At 66.9% G+C, this 12,296-nt stretch carries 15 protein-coding genes and 1 pseudogene; 2 read left to right on the top strand and 14 right to left on the bottom strand.

Annotated features, from left to right (window positions below):
* Window positions 1-13: 13 nt before the first annotated feature.
* The 4 genes from crcB to H1343_RS06865 form a co-directional block, all read right to left on the bottom strand.
* Window positions 14-388: a fluoride efflux transporter CrcB gene (gene crcB / locus H1343_RS06880; protein WP_185985156.1), complete on the bottom strand. Its 375-nt coding sequence runs from the start codon at window positions 386-388 to the stop codon at window positions 14-16.
* Entirely contained in the window at window positions 385-1,725 is a 1,341-nt protein-coding gene (locus tag H1343_RS06875; RefSeq protein WP_185985155.1) for a replication-associated recombination protein A, read from the bottom strand. Before H1343_RS06875 ends, crcB begins: the two co-directional genes overlap by 4 nt.
* Window positions 1,726-1,729: 4 nt before the next feature.
* Complete coding sequence (locus H1343_RS06870; protein ID WP_425484653.1) at window positions 1,730-3,082, bottom strand: DegQ family serine endoprotease; 1,353 nt, start codon at window positions 3,080-3,082, stop codon at window positions 1,730-1,732.
* Window positions 3,083-3,283: 201 nt separating this feature from the next.
* Entirely contained in the window at window positions 3,284-3,454 is a 171-nt protein-coding gene (locus H1343_RS06865; RefSeq protein ID WP_185985153.1) for a hypothetical protein, read from the bottom strand.
* A gap of 564 nt (window positions 3,455-4,018) precedes the next feature.
* On the opposite strand from H1343_RS06865, the gene H1343_RS06860 reads away from it, so the two are divergent.
* Window positions 4,019-4,792, top strand: coding sequence for an NAD kinase (locus H1343_RS06860; RefSeq protein WP_185985152.1), 774 nt, complete (start codon window positions 4,019-4,021; stop codon window positions 4,790-4,792).
* 7 nt (window positions 4,793-4,799) lie between these two features.
* Here the strand turns inward: H1343_RS06860 and H1343_RS06855 are convergent, their stop codons facing one another.
* From H1343_RS06855 to H1343_RS06820, 8 genes are all read right to left on the bottom strand, one after another.
* A complete protein-coding gene (locus H1343_RS06855; protein ID WP_343048902.1) occupies window positions 4,800-5,282 on the bottom strand; it encodes a DUF2155 domain-containing protein in 483 nt (160 codons plus the stop codon).
* A 26-nt stretch (window positions 5,283-5,308) separates the two neighbouring features.
* Window positions 5,309-5,686, bottom strand: coding sequence for an NADH:ubiquinone oxidoreductase subunit NDUFA12 (locus tag H1343_RS06850; RefSeq protein ID WP_185985529.1), 378 nt, complete (start codon window positions 5,684-5,686; stop codon window positions 5,309-5,311).
* An 84-nt stretch (window positions 5,687-5,770) separates the two neighbouring features.
* Window positions 5,771-6,271, bottom strand: a complete 501-nt coding sequence (locus tag H1343_RS06845; protein WP_185985151.1) for a GNAT family N-acetyltransferase — start codon at window positions 6,269-6,271, stop codon at window positions 5,771-5,773.
* Entirely contained in the window at window positions 6,268-7,764 is a 1,497-nt protein-coding gene (gatB, locus tag H1343_RS06840; protein ID WP_185985150.1) for an Asp-tRNA(Asn)/Glu-tRNA(Gln) amidotransferase subunit GatB, read from the bottom strand. The genes H1343_RS06845 and gatB overlap by 4 nt, the downstream gene beginning before the upstream one ends.
* Before the next feature lie 19 nt (window positions 7,765-7,783).
* Window positions 7,784-9,265, bottom strand: coding sequence for an Asp-tRNA(Asn)/Glu-tRNA(Gln) amidotransferase subunit GatA (gene gatA, locus H1343_RS06835; RefSeq protein ID WP_185985149.1), 1,482 nt, complete (start codon window positions 9,263-9,265; stop codon window positions 7,784-7,786).
* Window positions 9,262-9,735 (bottom strand): GNAT family N-acetyltransferase, encoded by a 474-nt coding sequence (locus tag H1343_RS06830; RefSeq protein ID WP_185985148.1) that lies wholly within the window; start codon window positions 9,733-9,735, stop codon window positions 9,262-9,264. Before H1343_RS06830 ends, gatA begins: the two co-directional genes overlap by 4 nt.
* Window positions 9,732-10,019, bottom strand: a complete 288-nt coding sequence (gatC, locus tag H1343_RS06825) for an Asp-tRNA(Asn)/Glu-tRNA(Gln) amidotransferase subunit GatC (protein WP_185985147.1) — start codon at window positions 10,017-10,019, stop codon at window positions 9,732-9,734. The genes H1343_RS06830 and gatC overlap by 4 nt, the downstream gene beginning before the upstream one ends.
* Window positions 10,020-10,111: 92 nt before the next feature.
* Complete coding sequence (locus H1343_RS06820) at window positions 10,112-10,813, bottom strand: metal-dependent hydrolase (RefSeq protein ID WP_185985146.1); 702 nt, start codon at window positions 10,811-10,813, stop codon at window positions 10,112-10,114.
* Window positions 10,814-10,901: 88 nt separating this feature from the next.
* Here H1343_RS06820 and ruvX point away from each other — a divergent pair, with 88 nt between their 5' ends.
* Complete coding sequence (ruvX, locus tag H1343_RS06815) at window positions 10,902-11,372, top strand: Holliday junction resolvase RuvX (protein ID WP_185985145.1); 471 nt, start codon at window positions 10,902-10,904, stop codon at window positions 11,370-11,372.
* Between the two features lie 45 nt (window positions 11,373-11,417).
* Here the strand turns inward: ruvX and H1343_RS16970 are convergent.
* Together H1343_RS16970 and H1343_RS06810 are read right to left on the bottom strand one after the other, a co-directional pair.
* Window positions 11,418-11,642: pseudogene (locus H1343_RS16970) on the bottom strand (DUF6105 family protein); the annotation flags it as partial.
* Window positions 11,642-12,151, bottom strand: a complete 510-nt coding sequence (locus H1343_RS06810; RefSeq protein ID WP_185985144.1) for a hypothetical protein — start codon at window positions 12,149-12,151, stop codon at window positions 11,642-11,644. The gene H1343_RS06810 and the pseudogene H1343_RS16970, both read right to left, overlap by 1 nt.
* Window positions 12,152-12,296 lie beyond the last annotated feature (145 nt).

Below are 12,296 nucleotides of genomic sequence, written 5' to 3'. Positions count from 1 at the left end.
CGGATCGAAACCTTCAGAAGATCTGACGCCCCAGTGCGAGCCCGGCGGCGATAGCCGCGAGGCCGAGAAGAACCGAGGCGCCGACATACAACGCGGCGCTTGCGACCTCACCTCGTTCGTAGAGTGCAAGCGCGTCCAGCGAGAAGGCGGAGAAGGTCGTGTAGCCACCCAGAAGGCCTGTCGTAAGGAACAGCCGCAGTTCCGCCGATGCTCCGAGACGGCGCGCGATCGCCTCCACCAGCAGCCCCATCAGGAACGAGCCTGTCACGTTGACGAAGAGCGTTCCGACCGGCCAGGCCGGCCCGAACAGGCGTAAGGAAAGGACGCCGGCGCCATAGCGCAGGACCGAGCCGAGCGCCCCGCCGAGGGCGACGAGAAGCACGTTCACGGCTCGCCCCGCTCCCGGCGCAGCGCAGCCCAGCGCGCCATCCGCTCGCCGATCCTCTGCTCCACACCGCGATCGGTGGGCCGGTAGAAGCTCTGCCGCCCCATCTCCTCGGGGAAGTAGTTCTGGCCCGAGAAGGCGTCCGGCTGGTCATGGTCGTAGAGATAGCCCGAACCGTAGCCCTCACCCTTCATCAGCTTGGTGGGGGCGTTCAGGATGTGCTTGGGCGGCAGGAGCGAGCCGTTCTCCTTCACGGCGCGCATCGCGCCCTTGTAGGCGGTGTAGAGCGCGTTCGATTTCGGCGCCGCGGCCAGATAGACGGCCGCCTGCGCGAGCGCGAGTTCGCCTTCGGGCGAGCCGAGATAGTCGTAAGCATCCTTGGCGGCGTTTGCCACGACGAGCGCGTTCGGATCGGCAAGACCGATATCCTCGACGGCCATGCGCACCAGCCGGCGGCCGAGATAGAGCGGCTCCTCGCCGGCATCGAGCATCCGGCAGAGATAGTAGAGCGCGGCGTCCGGGTCCGAGCCGCGCACCGATTTGTGCAGGGCCGAGATCAGGTTGTAATGGCCGTCCTGGCTCTTGTCGTAGACAGGCGCGCGCCGCTGCACCACGCGTTGAACGGTGTCGGCGTCGAAGGTCTCGCCCTCTCGCGCGGCGCGCCACACCTCCTCAGCCAGCGTCAGGATAGCACGCCCGTCCCCGTCGGCCATGCGCAGGAGCACCGCCCTCGCCTCGTCGTCCACCGGCAGCGTGCGCCCCTCCATTCCCTCGGCCCGCGCCAGAAGCTGCGACAGGCTGTCGGCATCGTGCGGGTGGAAGGTCAGGACGCGCGCGCGAGAGAGGAGCGCGGCGTTCAGCTCGAAGGACGGGTTTTCGGTCGTCGCGCCGACGAGGACGATCGTGCCGTCCTCCATCACCGGCAGGAAACTGTCCTGCTGCGCGCGGTTGAACCGGTGGATCTCGTCCACGAAGAGCAGCGTCTGCCGTCCGTTGCGGCGGCGAAGGCGCGCGGCCTCGAACACCTTCTTGAGATCCGCGACGCCTGAGAAGATGGCTGAAATCTGCTCGAAGGCGAAATCGACCTCGCGCGCCAGAAGCCGCGCGACCGTCGTCTTGCCGGTGCCGGGCGGCCCCCAGAGGATGATCGACCCGAGAGAGCCGGCGTCCAGCATCCGCGAGAGGATCCCGTCCGGCCCGGTCAAATGCTCCTGGCCGACGACCTGCGACAGGCTTTCCGGCCGCATCCGGTCCGCGAGCGGCCGCGAGCGATCCGCCGCCGGGGCGGGCTCGGAACGCCGGTCGGCAGGCGCGGGTGGGTCGCCGAAAAGGTCGCTCATCCCGCTAGCGTATCGTCTGCGTCATGCGCCGGCCATCGCGCTCGATCTCGAAGCGCCAACCCCGGCCACCGCGCGAGAGCTGGTCCTCGAGCGCCGAGCTCGATTCGACCTCCTGCCCGTTCAGGGAGCGGACGATGTCCTTGGGCTGGAGGCCGAAGCGCATGGCGGGAGAACCGCGCTGGACGTCCGCCACCACCACGCCGCGCAGCGTCTGCGGCATTTCTAGCTCGTCGGCGAGCCGTGGCGAGAGATTGGCGACGATCGCGCCGGCGAAGGGCGTGTTGCCGTCGAGTCGCCGTTCGTCGCGCTCCGGCGTCTCGGGAGCGGCGGTGAGTTCGAGCTCCACTTCCTCGCTGGCGCCATCCTTGAGGACCTCGAGCCGCGCGGTCCGCCCGATCCCGGTGGTCGCCAGCCGGTAGCCGAGCGCGTCCGGGCCGTTGATCGCAAAGCCGTCCATGGAGAGGACCACATCGCCGGGGGCGAGCCCGGCGCGCTCAGCCGCAGCGCCCTCATCGACGGATTGGACGAGCGCACCCGTCGGCCGCGGCATCGCCAGCGCCTCCGCGATGTCGGGCGTGACCTGCGTGAACCCCGCGCCGATATAGGGCCGCTCGAAGCGCTCGCCGCGCTCGGCGGCCTCGACGAAGGCGCGCACCATGTTGGACGGAATCGCGAAGCCGATGCCGAGCGAGCCGCCCGAACGCGAGAAGATCGCCGTGTTCACGCCGACGAGCTGGCCGCGCATGTCGATCAGCGCGCCGCCGGAATTGCCGGGATTGATGGCCGCGTCAGTCTGGATGAAGAAGCTGGAATCGCTGACGCCCACATGCGAGCGGGCAAGCGCCGACACGATTCCGCTCGTCACCGTCTGGCCGATGCCGAACGGATTGCCGATCGCCAGCACAAGGTCGCCGATGGCCGCACCGTCGGAATCGGCAATGGGAACGGTCGGGAACGTCTCGTCGGAATCGATGCGAAGCACCGCGAGATCGATCCGCGCGTCTCGCGTCAGGATTTCGGCGGCGAATTCGCGCCCGTCGGCGAGAGCGACGCGCACTTCGTCTGCGCCCTCGATGACGTGGTTGTTGGTGACGACGAGCCCGTCCGCGTCCACAATCACCCCCGAACCGAGCGAGGATTCGATGCGCGGCCGGCTTTGGAAGCGGTTGCCGAAGAACTGTTCGAAGAACGGATCGCCCTGGAAGGGAGAGCGCGCCTGCACCTGCCGGGCAGCGTAGACGTTCACCACGGCCGGGCTCGTCGCCTTCACGAGCGGAGCAAAGGTGAGCTGAATCTGTGCCGAATTCTGCGGAATCTGGCCAGCACTCTCCGTCGGGACGGCGGGGACGGGCGGCATCGGTGCGCGCTGGCCGTTCTGGCCCGGTTCGAACAGGCTCTGCGCGCCGGCCGGCCCGGTGACCAGAAGCGCGCAGGCAAGGAGGGTACGCATCGTCATGAAGGCCGCTTTCTCCGCCGCGTCGTCAGACGCGCTTCGTATCGGAAAGCTGGCACGAAAAAAGGGCCTCGCGGCCCTTTTGTTCGAAGGCGTGAGGGATCGTCAGTCGACGATCACGGTCTGCTGGGTCGGCTGCATCTCCGGCGCGGGCAGATCAGCCGTGGCGTAGCTGGCCGTCAGGATACCGAACGCAGCCATGCCGCCGAGAAGCGTGAGAAAGGTACGACGCATAGAGAACCCGCCCGCGTTGCTCTGGAGCTCGGTATTGTTCATGGCAGTTGTTTCATCCGCGTAAATTTTCGCGCCATTTTCCAGCCGCGCGTATCAGTTGTCGGTGTAATGCCGCTGGGCGAGTTCGGTTGCCGCCTCGCTCGAGAAAATTACGCCTCCGGTTCGCGGCGAGCACATGCCACCATGCGATGGCGCGCGCTATCGCAACCGCGCAACACCCCTCCACATCGCACGGTTTTCCAGCGCATTCGTTCCAAATGGTTCAAAGCCGTGGCCGCCTCGCAACGTCGCGCCTCCGAGAGGGAGGACCGCGGCAGCAGCGGCTGATGCTACGGGAACAGGATGGTCACGGCGAGCATAAGAGCGCCCGCCAGGATGGAGAGCCCAAAGAGATTCACCAGGACGGCAACGAAGGTCTCGACACGCACGGCTTCCACCCAACCATCAGAGCGACGATGGCTATAATGTGGCACGATTGTGTTGCGATTCCATTGCAGGTTGCGATCAAATTCCGGTGTGGGCGTTAAGGACCGCGCGCGATGGCCACAACCCTATGTCGCGCGTTAACCGGTGAGATGATAAGCACGGGCCCTTGCCAACCAACCGGTGCGAGGTCCCATTCCTTCCTTCGCGATCCTTGCCGGCGAAACGCCGGACGCGCAGGAGGCCGCGAGCCGCCTGACCGCGCTCTACGGAAGCTGCGAGCCCGAAGCCGCGGACGCTATCGTCGTTCTGGGCGGCGACGGCGTCATGCTTCAGACGCTGCACCGCTTCATGAACACGGGCAAGCCGATCTACGGGATGAACCGGGGTACCGTCGGCTTCCTGATGAACACCTACAGCGAACACGGTCTGCCCGAGCGTCTGGCGCGCGCCTCTCGCTCGCAGATCCACCCGCTGGCAATGGAGGCGATCGACAGCGACGGCGTCGCCCACGAGGCGCTGGCGATCAACGAGGTCGCGCTGTTTCGCCAATCTTACCAGATCGCCCGGCTGCGCATCTCGATCGACGACAAGGTGCGGCTCGAGGAGCTGGCCTGCGACGGCGTGATGGTTGCGACGCCCACGGGCTCGACCGCCTACAATCTTTCGGCGCAGGGGCCGATCATCCCGATCGACGCGCCGCTTCTTGCGCTTACCCCTGTCAGCCCCTTCCGCCCCCGGCGCTGGCGCGGAGCGCTCCTGCCGAACCGGCAGGTGGTTGAGTTCGAGGTGCTGGACCCGGACAAGCGGCCGGTGAACGCGGTGGCTGACCATCAGGAGGTGAAATCGGTGCGGCGCGTGCGGGTGCGCGAGCTGCGCAGCGCCCGCTCCGTGATCCTCTTCGACCCGGATCACTCCTGGGACGAGCGGATCATTGCCGAGCAGTTCCGCTACTGACGAGCAGTCAGTTGCTCGGCGGGGCCGGGACAGAGGATTCGGCGCGGCAGTCCTGGAGCCAGACGTCGTAGATCGGGTGCTCCACGGCATTGAGGCCGGGCGAATCGGCGAACATCCATCCGGTGAAGATGCGCCGGATCTCGCGGTCGAGCGTGATCTCGTCCACCTCGATGAAGGCGTCCGTGCGCGGCGAAGCTTCGGGCGCGGCCGAATAGCAGACACGCGGCGTCACCTGCAGCGCGCCGAACTGCACCGTCTCATTCACATAGACATCGAAGGACGTGATGCGGCCGGTGATCTTGTCGAGCCCGGAGAAGACCGCGACGGGGTTTTCGACGCGCAGCGCTTCCGGCGGCGGCGCGGCCTCACGCGGCGTGTCGAGGTCCATAGGCAGCTCGAAGCCTGTCTGCGGCTGGATGTCCTGCGCGTAGACCGGCGAGATGAGAAGAAGGGCCGCGAGGGTGCCGAGCAGGCGGAAGCTTCGCATCATCGATCGAGCCGAAGACTTGCCGGCGCTCAAGGCTGCCAGGCGTCGTAGTCGCCTGTCACGCGCGGGCGCTCGCTCGTGTTGAGGATCGAGCCCTTCGGGCGGTAGGCGCGGCCGGTGCCGGTCAGGTTCTCCTGATGCGGCTTCTCCCACTCGCGCGCGACGTAGTTCTCCTGCGGCGGGGCAACGTCGGTGCGGTGATGCATCCAGCCGTGCCAGCCGGCACCGATGGCGCTCGCCTCGGCGGGACCGTTGTAGATCACCCAGCGGCGCTTGCCGTCGGCGGTACGATAGAAGACGTTGCCGCGCTCATCCTCGCCGACCCGCTCGCCGAAGCGCCAGGTGTAGAAGCGCGTGCCGATCGTCTGGCCGTTCCACCAGGTGAAGATCTGCGTCAGCCATTCCATGGTCTTCGACATGGGCATTCCTCGTTCCGTCCCGCGCTTATCGTCCCGCATGCGCGAAAAGTCCATTCGTCTCTTCGTGAGCCGTCAGTCGACGGCCAGCGCCTTTTCCATCACAAGAACCGAGCCCTCCCCCTCGCCGGCCGTCGGCGAGAAGCCGACCCGGCGCCAGAAGGCGATGGCGCCATCGTTCGCGGCCTCGACCTCTACACGGATGCGGCGCGCCTCGAAGAAGGAGCTCTCGATTTCGGCGAAGAGATCGCCGCCGATCCCCGAACGCTGGTGCGCCGGGTGAACGTAAAGCTGGTGGAGGAAGACGCAGTCTCGCGCCTTGCCTTCCGAAGCCAGAGGCAGCGCGGCGAAGGCCATGCCGGCGATTTCCACACTGTCGTCGGCGACGAGGAACTCCGAGTCCGGCCGCTCGAGGCGCGGACGCAGCGTGTCCTCGCCATGCCATGACGCGTTGATCTCGCGCACGCGATCCGGGCCGTAGATGCGATCGTAGGTCGCCTGCCACGTCTCCGTGAGGAGCGTGCTGATCGCCTTCAGGTCGCCGGGCCCGGCCGTTCTGACGAAGAAGCGGTTCATTCGATCCCGAGCTTGGCCTTCACCAGGTCGTTCACGGCCTGCGGGTTGGCCTTCCCGCCTGTCGCCTTCATGACCTGGCCGACGAACCAGCCGGCGAGCGTCGGCTTGGCCTTGGCCTGCTCGACCTTCTCCGGGTTGGAGGCGATCACCTCATCCACCGCCTTCTCGATGGCGCCGGTGTCGGTGACCTGCTTCATGCCGCGGCTTTCGACGAGTTCGCGCGGGTCTCCGCCCTCCGCCCAGACCATCTCGAACAGGTCCTTGGCGATCTTGCCGGAGATGGTGCCCTCGCGCACGAGATCGAGGATCGCGCCCAATTGATCGGCCGAGACCGGCGTCTCCTCGATGTCCTTGCCGCTCTTGTTGAGCGCGCCGAGAAGATCGTTGATCACCCAGTTGGCCGCCTGCTTGCCCTCGCGGCCTTCCGCGACCTTCTCGTAGAAGTCGGCGATCGCCTTTTCCGAGACGAGGATCGAGGCGTCATAGGCCGACAGGCCGGAGTCTATCAGCCGCGCGCGCTTGTCGTCCGGCAGCTCGGGCAGGTTCTCGGCAAGCGCCGCCACGAAGGCATCGTCGAACTCCAGCGGCAGGAGGTCGGGATCGGGGAAGTAGCGATAGTCGTGCGCATCCTCCTTGGAGCGCATCGAGCGCGTCTCGCCCTTCACCGGATCGAACAGGCGCGTCTCCTGGTCGATCGTCCCGCCGTCCTCGATCACGGCGATCTGGCGCCGAGCCTCGGCCTCGACCGCCTGGCCGACGAAGCGGATCGAGTTGACGTTCTTGATCTCGCAGCGCGTGCCGAATTCTCCACCGGGCTTGCGCACCGACACGTTGACGTCGGCCCGCATGGAGCCCTCGTCCATGTTGCCGTCGCAGGTGCCCAGATAACGCAGGATCGTGCGCAGCTTGGTGAGATAGGCGCGCGCTTCCTCGGCCGAGCGAATGTCCGGCTTGGAGACGATCTCCATCAGCGCGACGCCCGAACGGTTGAGATCGACGAACGACATGGACGGATGCTGGTCGTGCATCGACTTGCCGGCGTCCTGCTCGAGATGCAGCCGCTCGATGCCGATCTCGATCTCCTCGAAACCGCCCTTGGAATCGGGGCCGACGGAGACCTTCACGATCCCCTCGCCGACGATCGGGTGCGCGAACTGCGAGATCTGGTAGCCCTGCGGCAGGTCCGGGTAGAAGTAGTTCTTCCGGTCGAAGACCGAGCGGTTGTTGATCTGCGCCTTCAGTCCGATGCCGGTGCGCACGGCCTGGCGCACGCACTCCTCGTTGATCACGGGCAGCATGCCGGGCATCGCCGCGTCGACGAGGCTGACGTTCTCGTTCGGGCCCTTGCCGAACTGCGTGGAGGCGCCGGAGAAGAGCTTGGCGTCCGACAGCACCTGCGCATGGACTTCCATGCCCACAATGATCTCCCAGTCGCCGGTGGCGCCGGGGATGAACTTCTTCGGGTCGGGCGTGCGGGTATCGACGATGATCATGGTCTCGTTCTTTCTCGCCTTACCACCACTTTGCCGGGCTGAAGCGCCCGGCTGCCTTCTCCACGACAGAGGCGGTCGCGAACAGCGTCTCCTCGTCGAAGGGGCGGCCGATGAGCTGCAGGCCGAGCGGCGTGCCCTCGCCCGACAGGCCCGCCGGCACGGCGATGCCCGGCAGTCCGGCCATGTTCACCGTGACGGTGAAGACGTCGTTCAGGTACATCTTCACCGGATCGGAGTTCATCTCCTGATCGGCGACGCCGAAGGCGGCCGATGGCGTGGCGGGTGTGAGCAGCGCATCGACGCCGTCCGCGAAGACGGTCTCGAAGTCTCGCTTGATGAGGGTGCGGACTTTCTGCGCCTGCAGATAATAGGCGTCGTAATAACCAGCCGAAAGCACGTAGGTGCCGATCATGATGCGGCGCTTCACCTCGCGGCCGAAGCCGGCCGCGCGGGTGTTCTCGTACATCTCGGCAATGTCCTTGCCGGGCACCCGAAGCCCGTAGCGCACGCCGTCGTAGCGGGCGAGGTTGGACGAGGCCTCCGCCGGCGCGACGATGTAATAGGCCGGCAGCGCGTATTTCGTGTGCGGCAGCGAAACCTCGACGATCTCCGCGCCAGCCTCGCGAAGCCACTCGATGCCCTGTTGCCAGAGCGTCTCGATCTCGGCGGGCATGCCCTCGACGCGGTATTCCTTCGGAATGCCGATCCGCAATCCCTTCACCGAGCGGCCGACAGCGGCCTCGTAGTCCGGCACCGCGCGATCGACCGAGGTCGTGTCCTTATCATCCACCGAGGCCATCGACTTCAGAAGGATCGCCGCGTCGCGCACGTCCCGCGCGATCGGCCCGGCCTGGTCGAGCGAGGACGCGAAGGCCACCGTTCCCCAGCGCGAGCAGCGCCCGTAGGTCGGCTTGATGCCGACCGTGCCGGTGAAGGCGGCCGGCTGGCGGATCGAGCCGCCCGTATCGGTGGCGGTGGCGCCTGCGCACAGCTGCGCGGCCACGGCCGCCGCCGAACCGCCGGACGAGCCGCCCGGCACGAGGTCGAGATCGGAACCCGTACGCCGCCAGGGGCTGACGACCGGGCCGTAATGGCTGGTCTCGTTGGAAGAGCCCATTGCGAACTCGTCCATGTTGAGTTTGCCCAGCATCACCGCCCCGTCCGCCCACAGATTGGCGGTGACGGTCGATTCGTAGCGCGGCTCGAACTTGTCGAGGATGTGCGAGGCGGCCTGCGTGTGGACGCCCTCTGTCGCGAACAGATCCTTGATGCCGAGCGGAATGCCTTCCAGCGCGCCCGCCTCGCCCCTGGCGATGCGCTCGTCCGAAGCCGCCGCCATTTCCGTGGCGCGGCTTCCCGTCACGGCGACATAGGCATTCAGCGCCGGGTTCGCCGCCTCGATGGCGGTGAGATAGGCGTCGGTCAGCTCACGCGCTGAGAACTGCTTCGCGGCGAGCTTCTCGCGCGCTTCGGCGATGGTCAGGGCGGTGAGATCGGTCATGATAGCGTCTTCTCGTAGAACCGGGACCAGCCGGAATCGGGATAGTCGAGGACGGCGCCGCAGACGGTGTAGCCGCCGCGCTCGTAGACCCGCCATGCGGGCTCGAAGCCGGGCGCCTCTCCCGTCTCGAGGACGAGCCTCGAGATGCCGCGTTCAGCCGCAAGAGTTTCCACGCGCCGGAGGAGCTGAGAGCCGACGCGCTTACCGCGCACGGCGGGCGTGGTGAACATGCGCTTGACCTCGCCCAAGCCCTCGCCATGCTCCTTCAGCGACGCCATGCCGACGGCCTGGCCGGACGCGTCGCGCGCCACGTACACCGTGACGCCCTCCCCGGCCATCTGCTCGACGGTGAGCTGGAACTGGAACTCGGGCGGGCTCAGCGGTTGCATATGCGCATTGAGCGCGGCGACCATCGCGCGCACGTCGTCCTGCAGCGGGCTCTCGGCCGCGATCGAAAGGCCCTCGATCATTCGACGACCTTCGGGACCACGAAGAAATGGTCCTCGGTGGCCGGGGCGTTGGCGACGATGTCGTCGGCCTTGTTGCCGTCGGTCACGACGTCCTGGCGCTTCTTCATCTCCATCGGGATGACTGAGGTCATCGGTTCCACGCCCGTGACGTCCACTTCCCCGAGTTGCTCGACGAAGCCCAGGATGGCGTTGAGTTCGCCCTGCATGGCAGCGACGTCTTCGTCGTTGACGGCGATGCGCGCGAGCTTTGCGACGCGGCGGACGGTGTTCTGGTCGACGGACAAGGCGAGCTTCCCGGAGAGATCCTGCAGATTTCCCCGGCTATAGCGAGGCCGCCGCGCGCAGACAACGCCCGGCGGCCGACGCGGGTGCGGCGTCAGACCTCGAACGGCTCGCCGACGGTCGGATTGACGACGCGGCCCGCCTCGCTCTCCATCGCCTGTGAAAAGCGGTCCGGGCTCTGGTCGAGGATCGGCAGGGTGCCCCAGTGCATCGGCACGATCTTCTCGAAATTGAAGTAGCGGCGGCAGGCGAGCGCGGCGACGGCCGCTCCCATCGTCAGCCGGTCGCCGACCGGCACGAGGCCGATCTTCGGGTGATGCAGTTCCTCGATCAGCGCCATGTCGGCAAAGATGTCCGTGTCGCCCATGTGATAGACGCTCGGCCCCTGTGAGAAGTGGAAGACGAGGCCGTTCGGCATGCCGAGATACGTCACGGTGCCGTTCTCCTCCACGTTGCCGGAAGAGTGGAAGGCCTGCGTCAGCGTGACGGAGAAGTCGTCGAACTTCACCGTACCGCCGGTATTCCCGGGCTCGATGTTCTCGACGCCCTTCTTGTTCAGCCAGGAGACGAGTTCGAAGGTGCCGATCACCTTCGCGCCGGTGCGCCTGGCGATCTCCACCGTATCTCCGACATGGTCGAAATGGCCGTGGCTCAGCGCGATATGCGTCGTGCCTTCGGTCGCGGCCGCGACGTCTCCCTTGAAATGCGGGTTGCCCGTCAGGAAAGGATCGATGAGGACAACGGAGGCGCCCGTCTCGATCTTGAACGCGGAATGCCCGAAATAGGTGATCTTCATCTAGCCGTTCCCTTCTCTCGCGGTTGGCCCGGTAACTTGGCGCGGGCTCGCCTTAATCAAGCCGCCGCGCCGCAATCAAGGAGCCTGAATGGCGATCGTCGACATCACTAAACTCGCCGCGCTCCTGCCGCAGGGCAAGGTCGTGGCCGGGCTCGATCTCGGGACGAAGACGATCGGCTTCGCCGTGTCCGATCTCGGCCTGAGCTTCGCCACGCCACGCACCGTCATCCGCCGCGCGAAATTCACCGCCGATGCGCAGGCTTTGACGAAGGCGCTCGACGCCGAGCGCTGCGGCGCGATCGTGATCGGCCTGCCTGTGAACATGGACGGAACGGAGGGGCCGCGCGCCCAGTCCACCCGCGCCTTCGTACGGAACTTCCTACGCCTTGACGACCGGCCGCTGGCCTTCTGGGACGAGCGGCTGTCGACCGTTGCGGCCGAACGCGGGCTGATCGAGGCCGACGTCTCGCGCGCCAAGCGCGCCAACCGCATTGATTCGGCCGCGGCCGCCTTCATCCTGCAAGGCGCGCTCGACCGTATGGCCGCCGCGGCGGATTGAGCGCTCGCGCCACCAGCGAGCGATCGCCTTGCGGCGGCGGAAAGCGAAGATGGCCAGGACCAGCGCGGTGTCGATGACCAGCGCACGGGCGACCAGCGGCGGGATCGATTCGGGGTCGATGCCGAGCGTCTCGCCGTACAGCGAGAAGGTGAGGTCGTGCATCTCGCGGGAGAAGAACCACATCCCGAAGCTGATGTCGTTCGATGCCAGCAGATACCAGCCGATCAGGAACGAAATCGGCGCCACCCACAGGACGAGGAACTTGCGCATCAGCCGCGCAGATCCCGCGCCGTGTCGGCACGGTGCGGGCTGGACGCAGCGCCGAGTTCGGCCGCAAGGCGCATGAAGGCCGCATGGTCGGCCTCGTCGTCGCTCTCGCCCTCCTCGTCGAGCCGACCCATCAGGAGCGCGAAGGCGAGCGCTGCCAGCGCCATCCCCTCCCCGCCGAGCGAGAGCGGCGCCGCGCCGGCGATGCCGTGCGCGAGAAACAGAGCGGCGCTCACGAGGACGGCGACGAGTCCCGCTGCCTCCGCGTGCCTATGGTGCCGGCCGGCACCATAGGCCGCGCAGGAGAAGGCGAAGAGGACCGCCGCCGCCAGATGCGAGGCCGACAGAAACAGCGCCGGGAGCGACGACATCTCGCCGGCCGACGGCAGGAAAAGGCCCGTCTGGGAAACACCGGGGGATGCGTTGAGTGCGCCCGTGGCCAGCCCCCACGCCCACACCGCCTGGTATCCAGCGAAGGCGGCGGTCGCCGCAATGGGTAGGACGTTGCGCACGGGCCCGGCTCCGTCATGGTTGATGGCACATTAACGATGTGTGCGCCTTCGCGTTCGCCCAGCGCAATCGAAAGGCTTTGTTAACCTTAACGGCGCGACACCGACGCGCTTGCCGCCTTGCCCTCTTTTGCCTATGAGCGGCTTT

Origin of the sequence: Aureimonas mangrovi, assembly GCF_014058705.1 — a bacterium.
GTDB lineage: Bacteria > Pseudomonadota > Alphaproteobacteria > Rhizobiales > Rhizobiaceae > Aureimonas > Aureimonas mangrovi.
The sequence above is the reverse complement of the archived record's forward strand: the minus strand, read 5'-3'. Positions and strand labels throughout refer to the sequence as shown.

Coding starts and splice junctions, on each gene's coding strand:
- gatB (WP_185985150.1), bottom strand. CDS start 7,764: ATGATCATCGTCGATACCCGCACGCCCGACCCGAAGAAGTTCATCCCC.
- H1343_RS06845 (WP_185985151.1), bottom strand. CDS start 6,271: ATGAACCGCTTCTTCGTCAGAACGGCCGGGCCCGGCGACCTGAAGGCG.
- H1343_RS06855 (WP_343048902.1), bottom strand. CDS start 5,282: ATGATGCGAAGCTTCCGCCTGCTCGGCACCCTCGCGGCCCTTCTTCTC.
- H1343_RS06820 (WP_185985146.1), bottom strand. CDS start 10,813: ATGAAGATCACCTATTTCGGGCATTCCGCGTTCAAGATCGAGACGGGC.
- gatA (WP_185985149.1), bottom strand. CDS start 9,265: ATGACCGATCTCACCGCCCTGACCATCGCCGAAGCGCGCGAGAAGCTC.
- H1343_RS06830 (WP_185985148.1), bottom strand. CDS start 9,735: ATGATCGAGGGCCTTTCGATCGCGGCCGAGAGCCCGCTGCAGGACGAC.
- ruvX (WP_185985145.1), top strand. CDS start 10,902: ATGGCGATCGTCGACATCACTAAACTCGCCGCGCTCCTGCCGCAGGGC.
- H1343_RS06865 (WP_185985153.1), bottom strand. CDS start 3,454: ATGAACAATACCGAGCTCCAGAGCAACGCGGGCGGGTTCTCTATGCGT.
- H1343_RS06875 (WP_185985155.1), bottom strand. CDS start 1,725: ATGAGCGACCTTTTCGGCGACCCACCCGCGCCTGCCGACCGGCGTTCC.
- H1343_RS06850 (WP_185985529.1), bottom strand. CDS start 5,686: ATGGAATGGCTGACGCAGATCTTCACCTGGTGGAACGGCCAGACGATC.
- H1343_RS06870 (WP_425484653.1), bottom strand. CDS start 3,082: ATGCCGCCCGTCCCCGCCGTCCCGACGGAGAGTGCTGGCCAGATTCCG.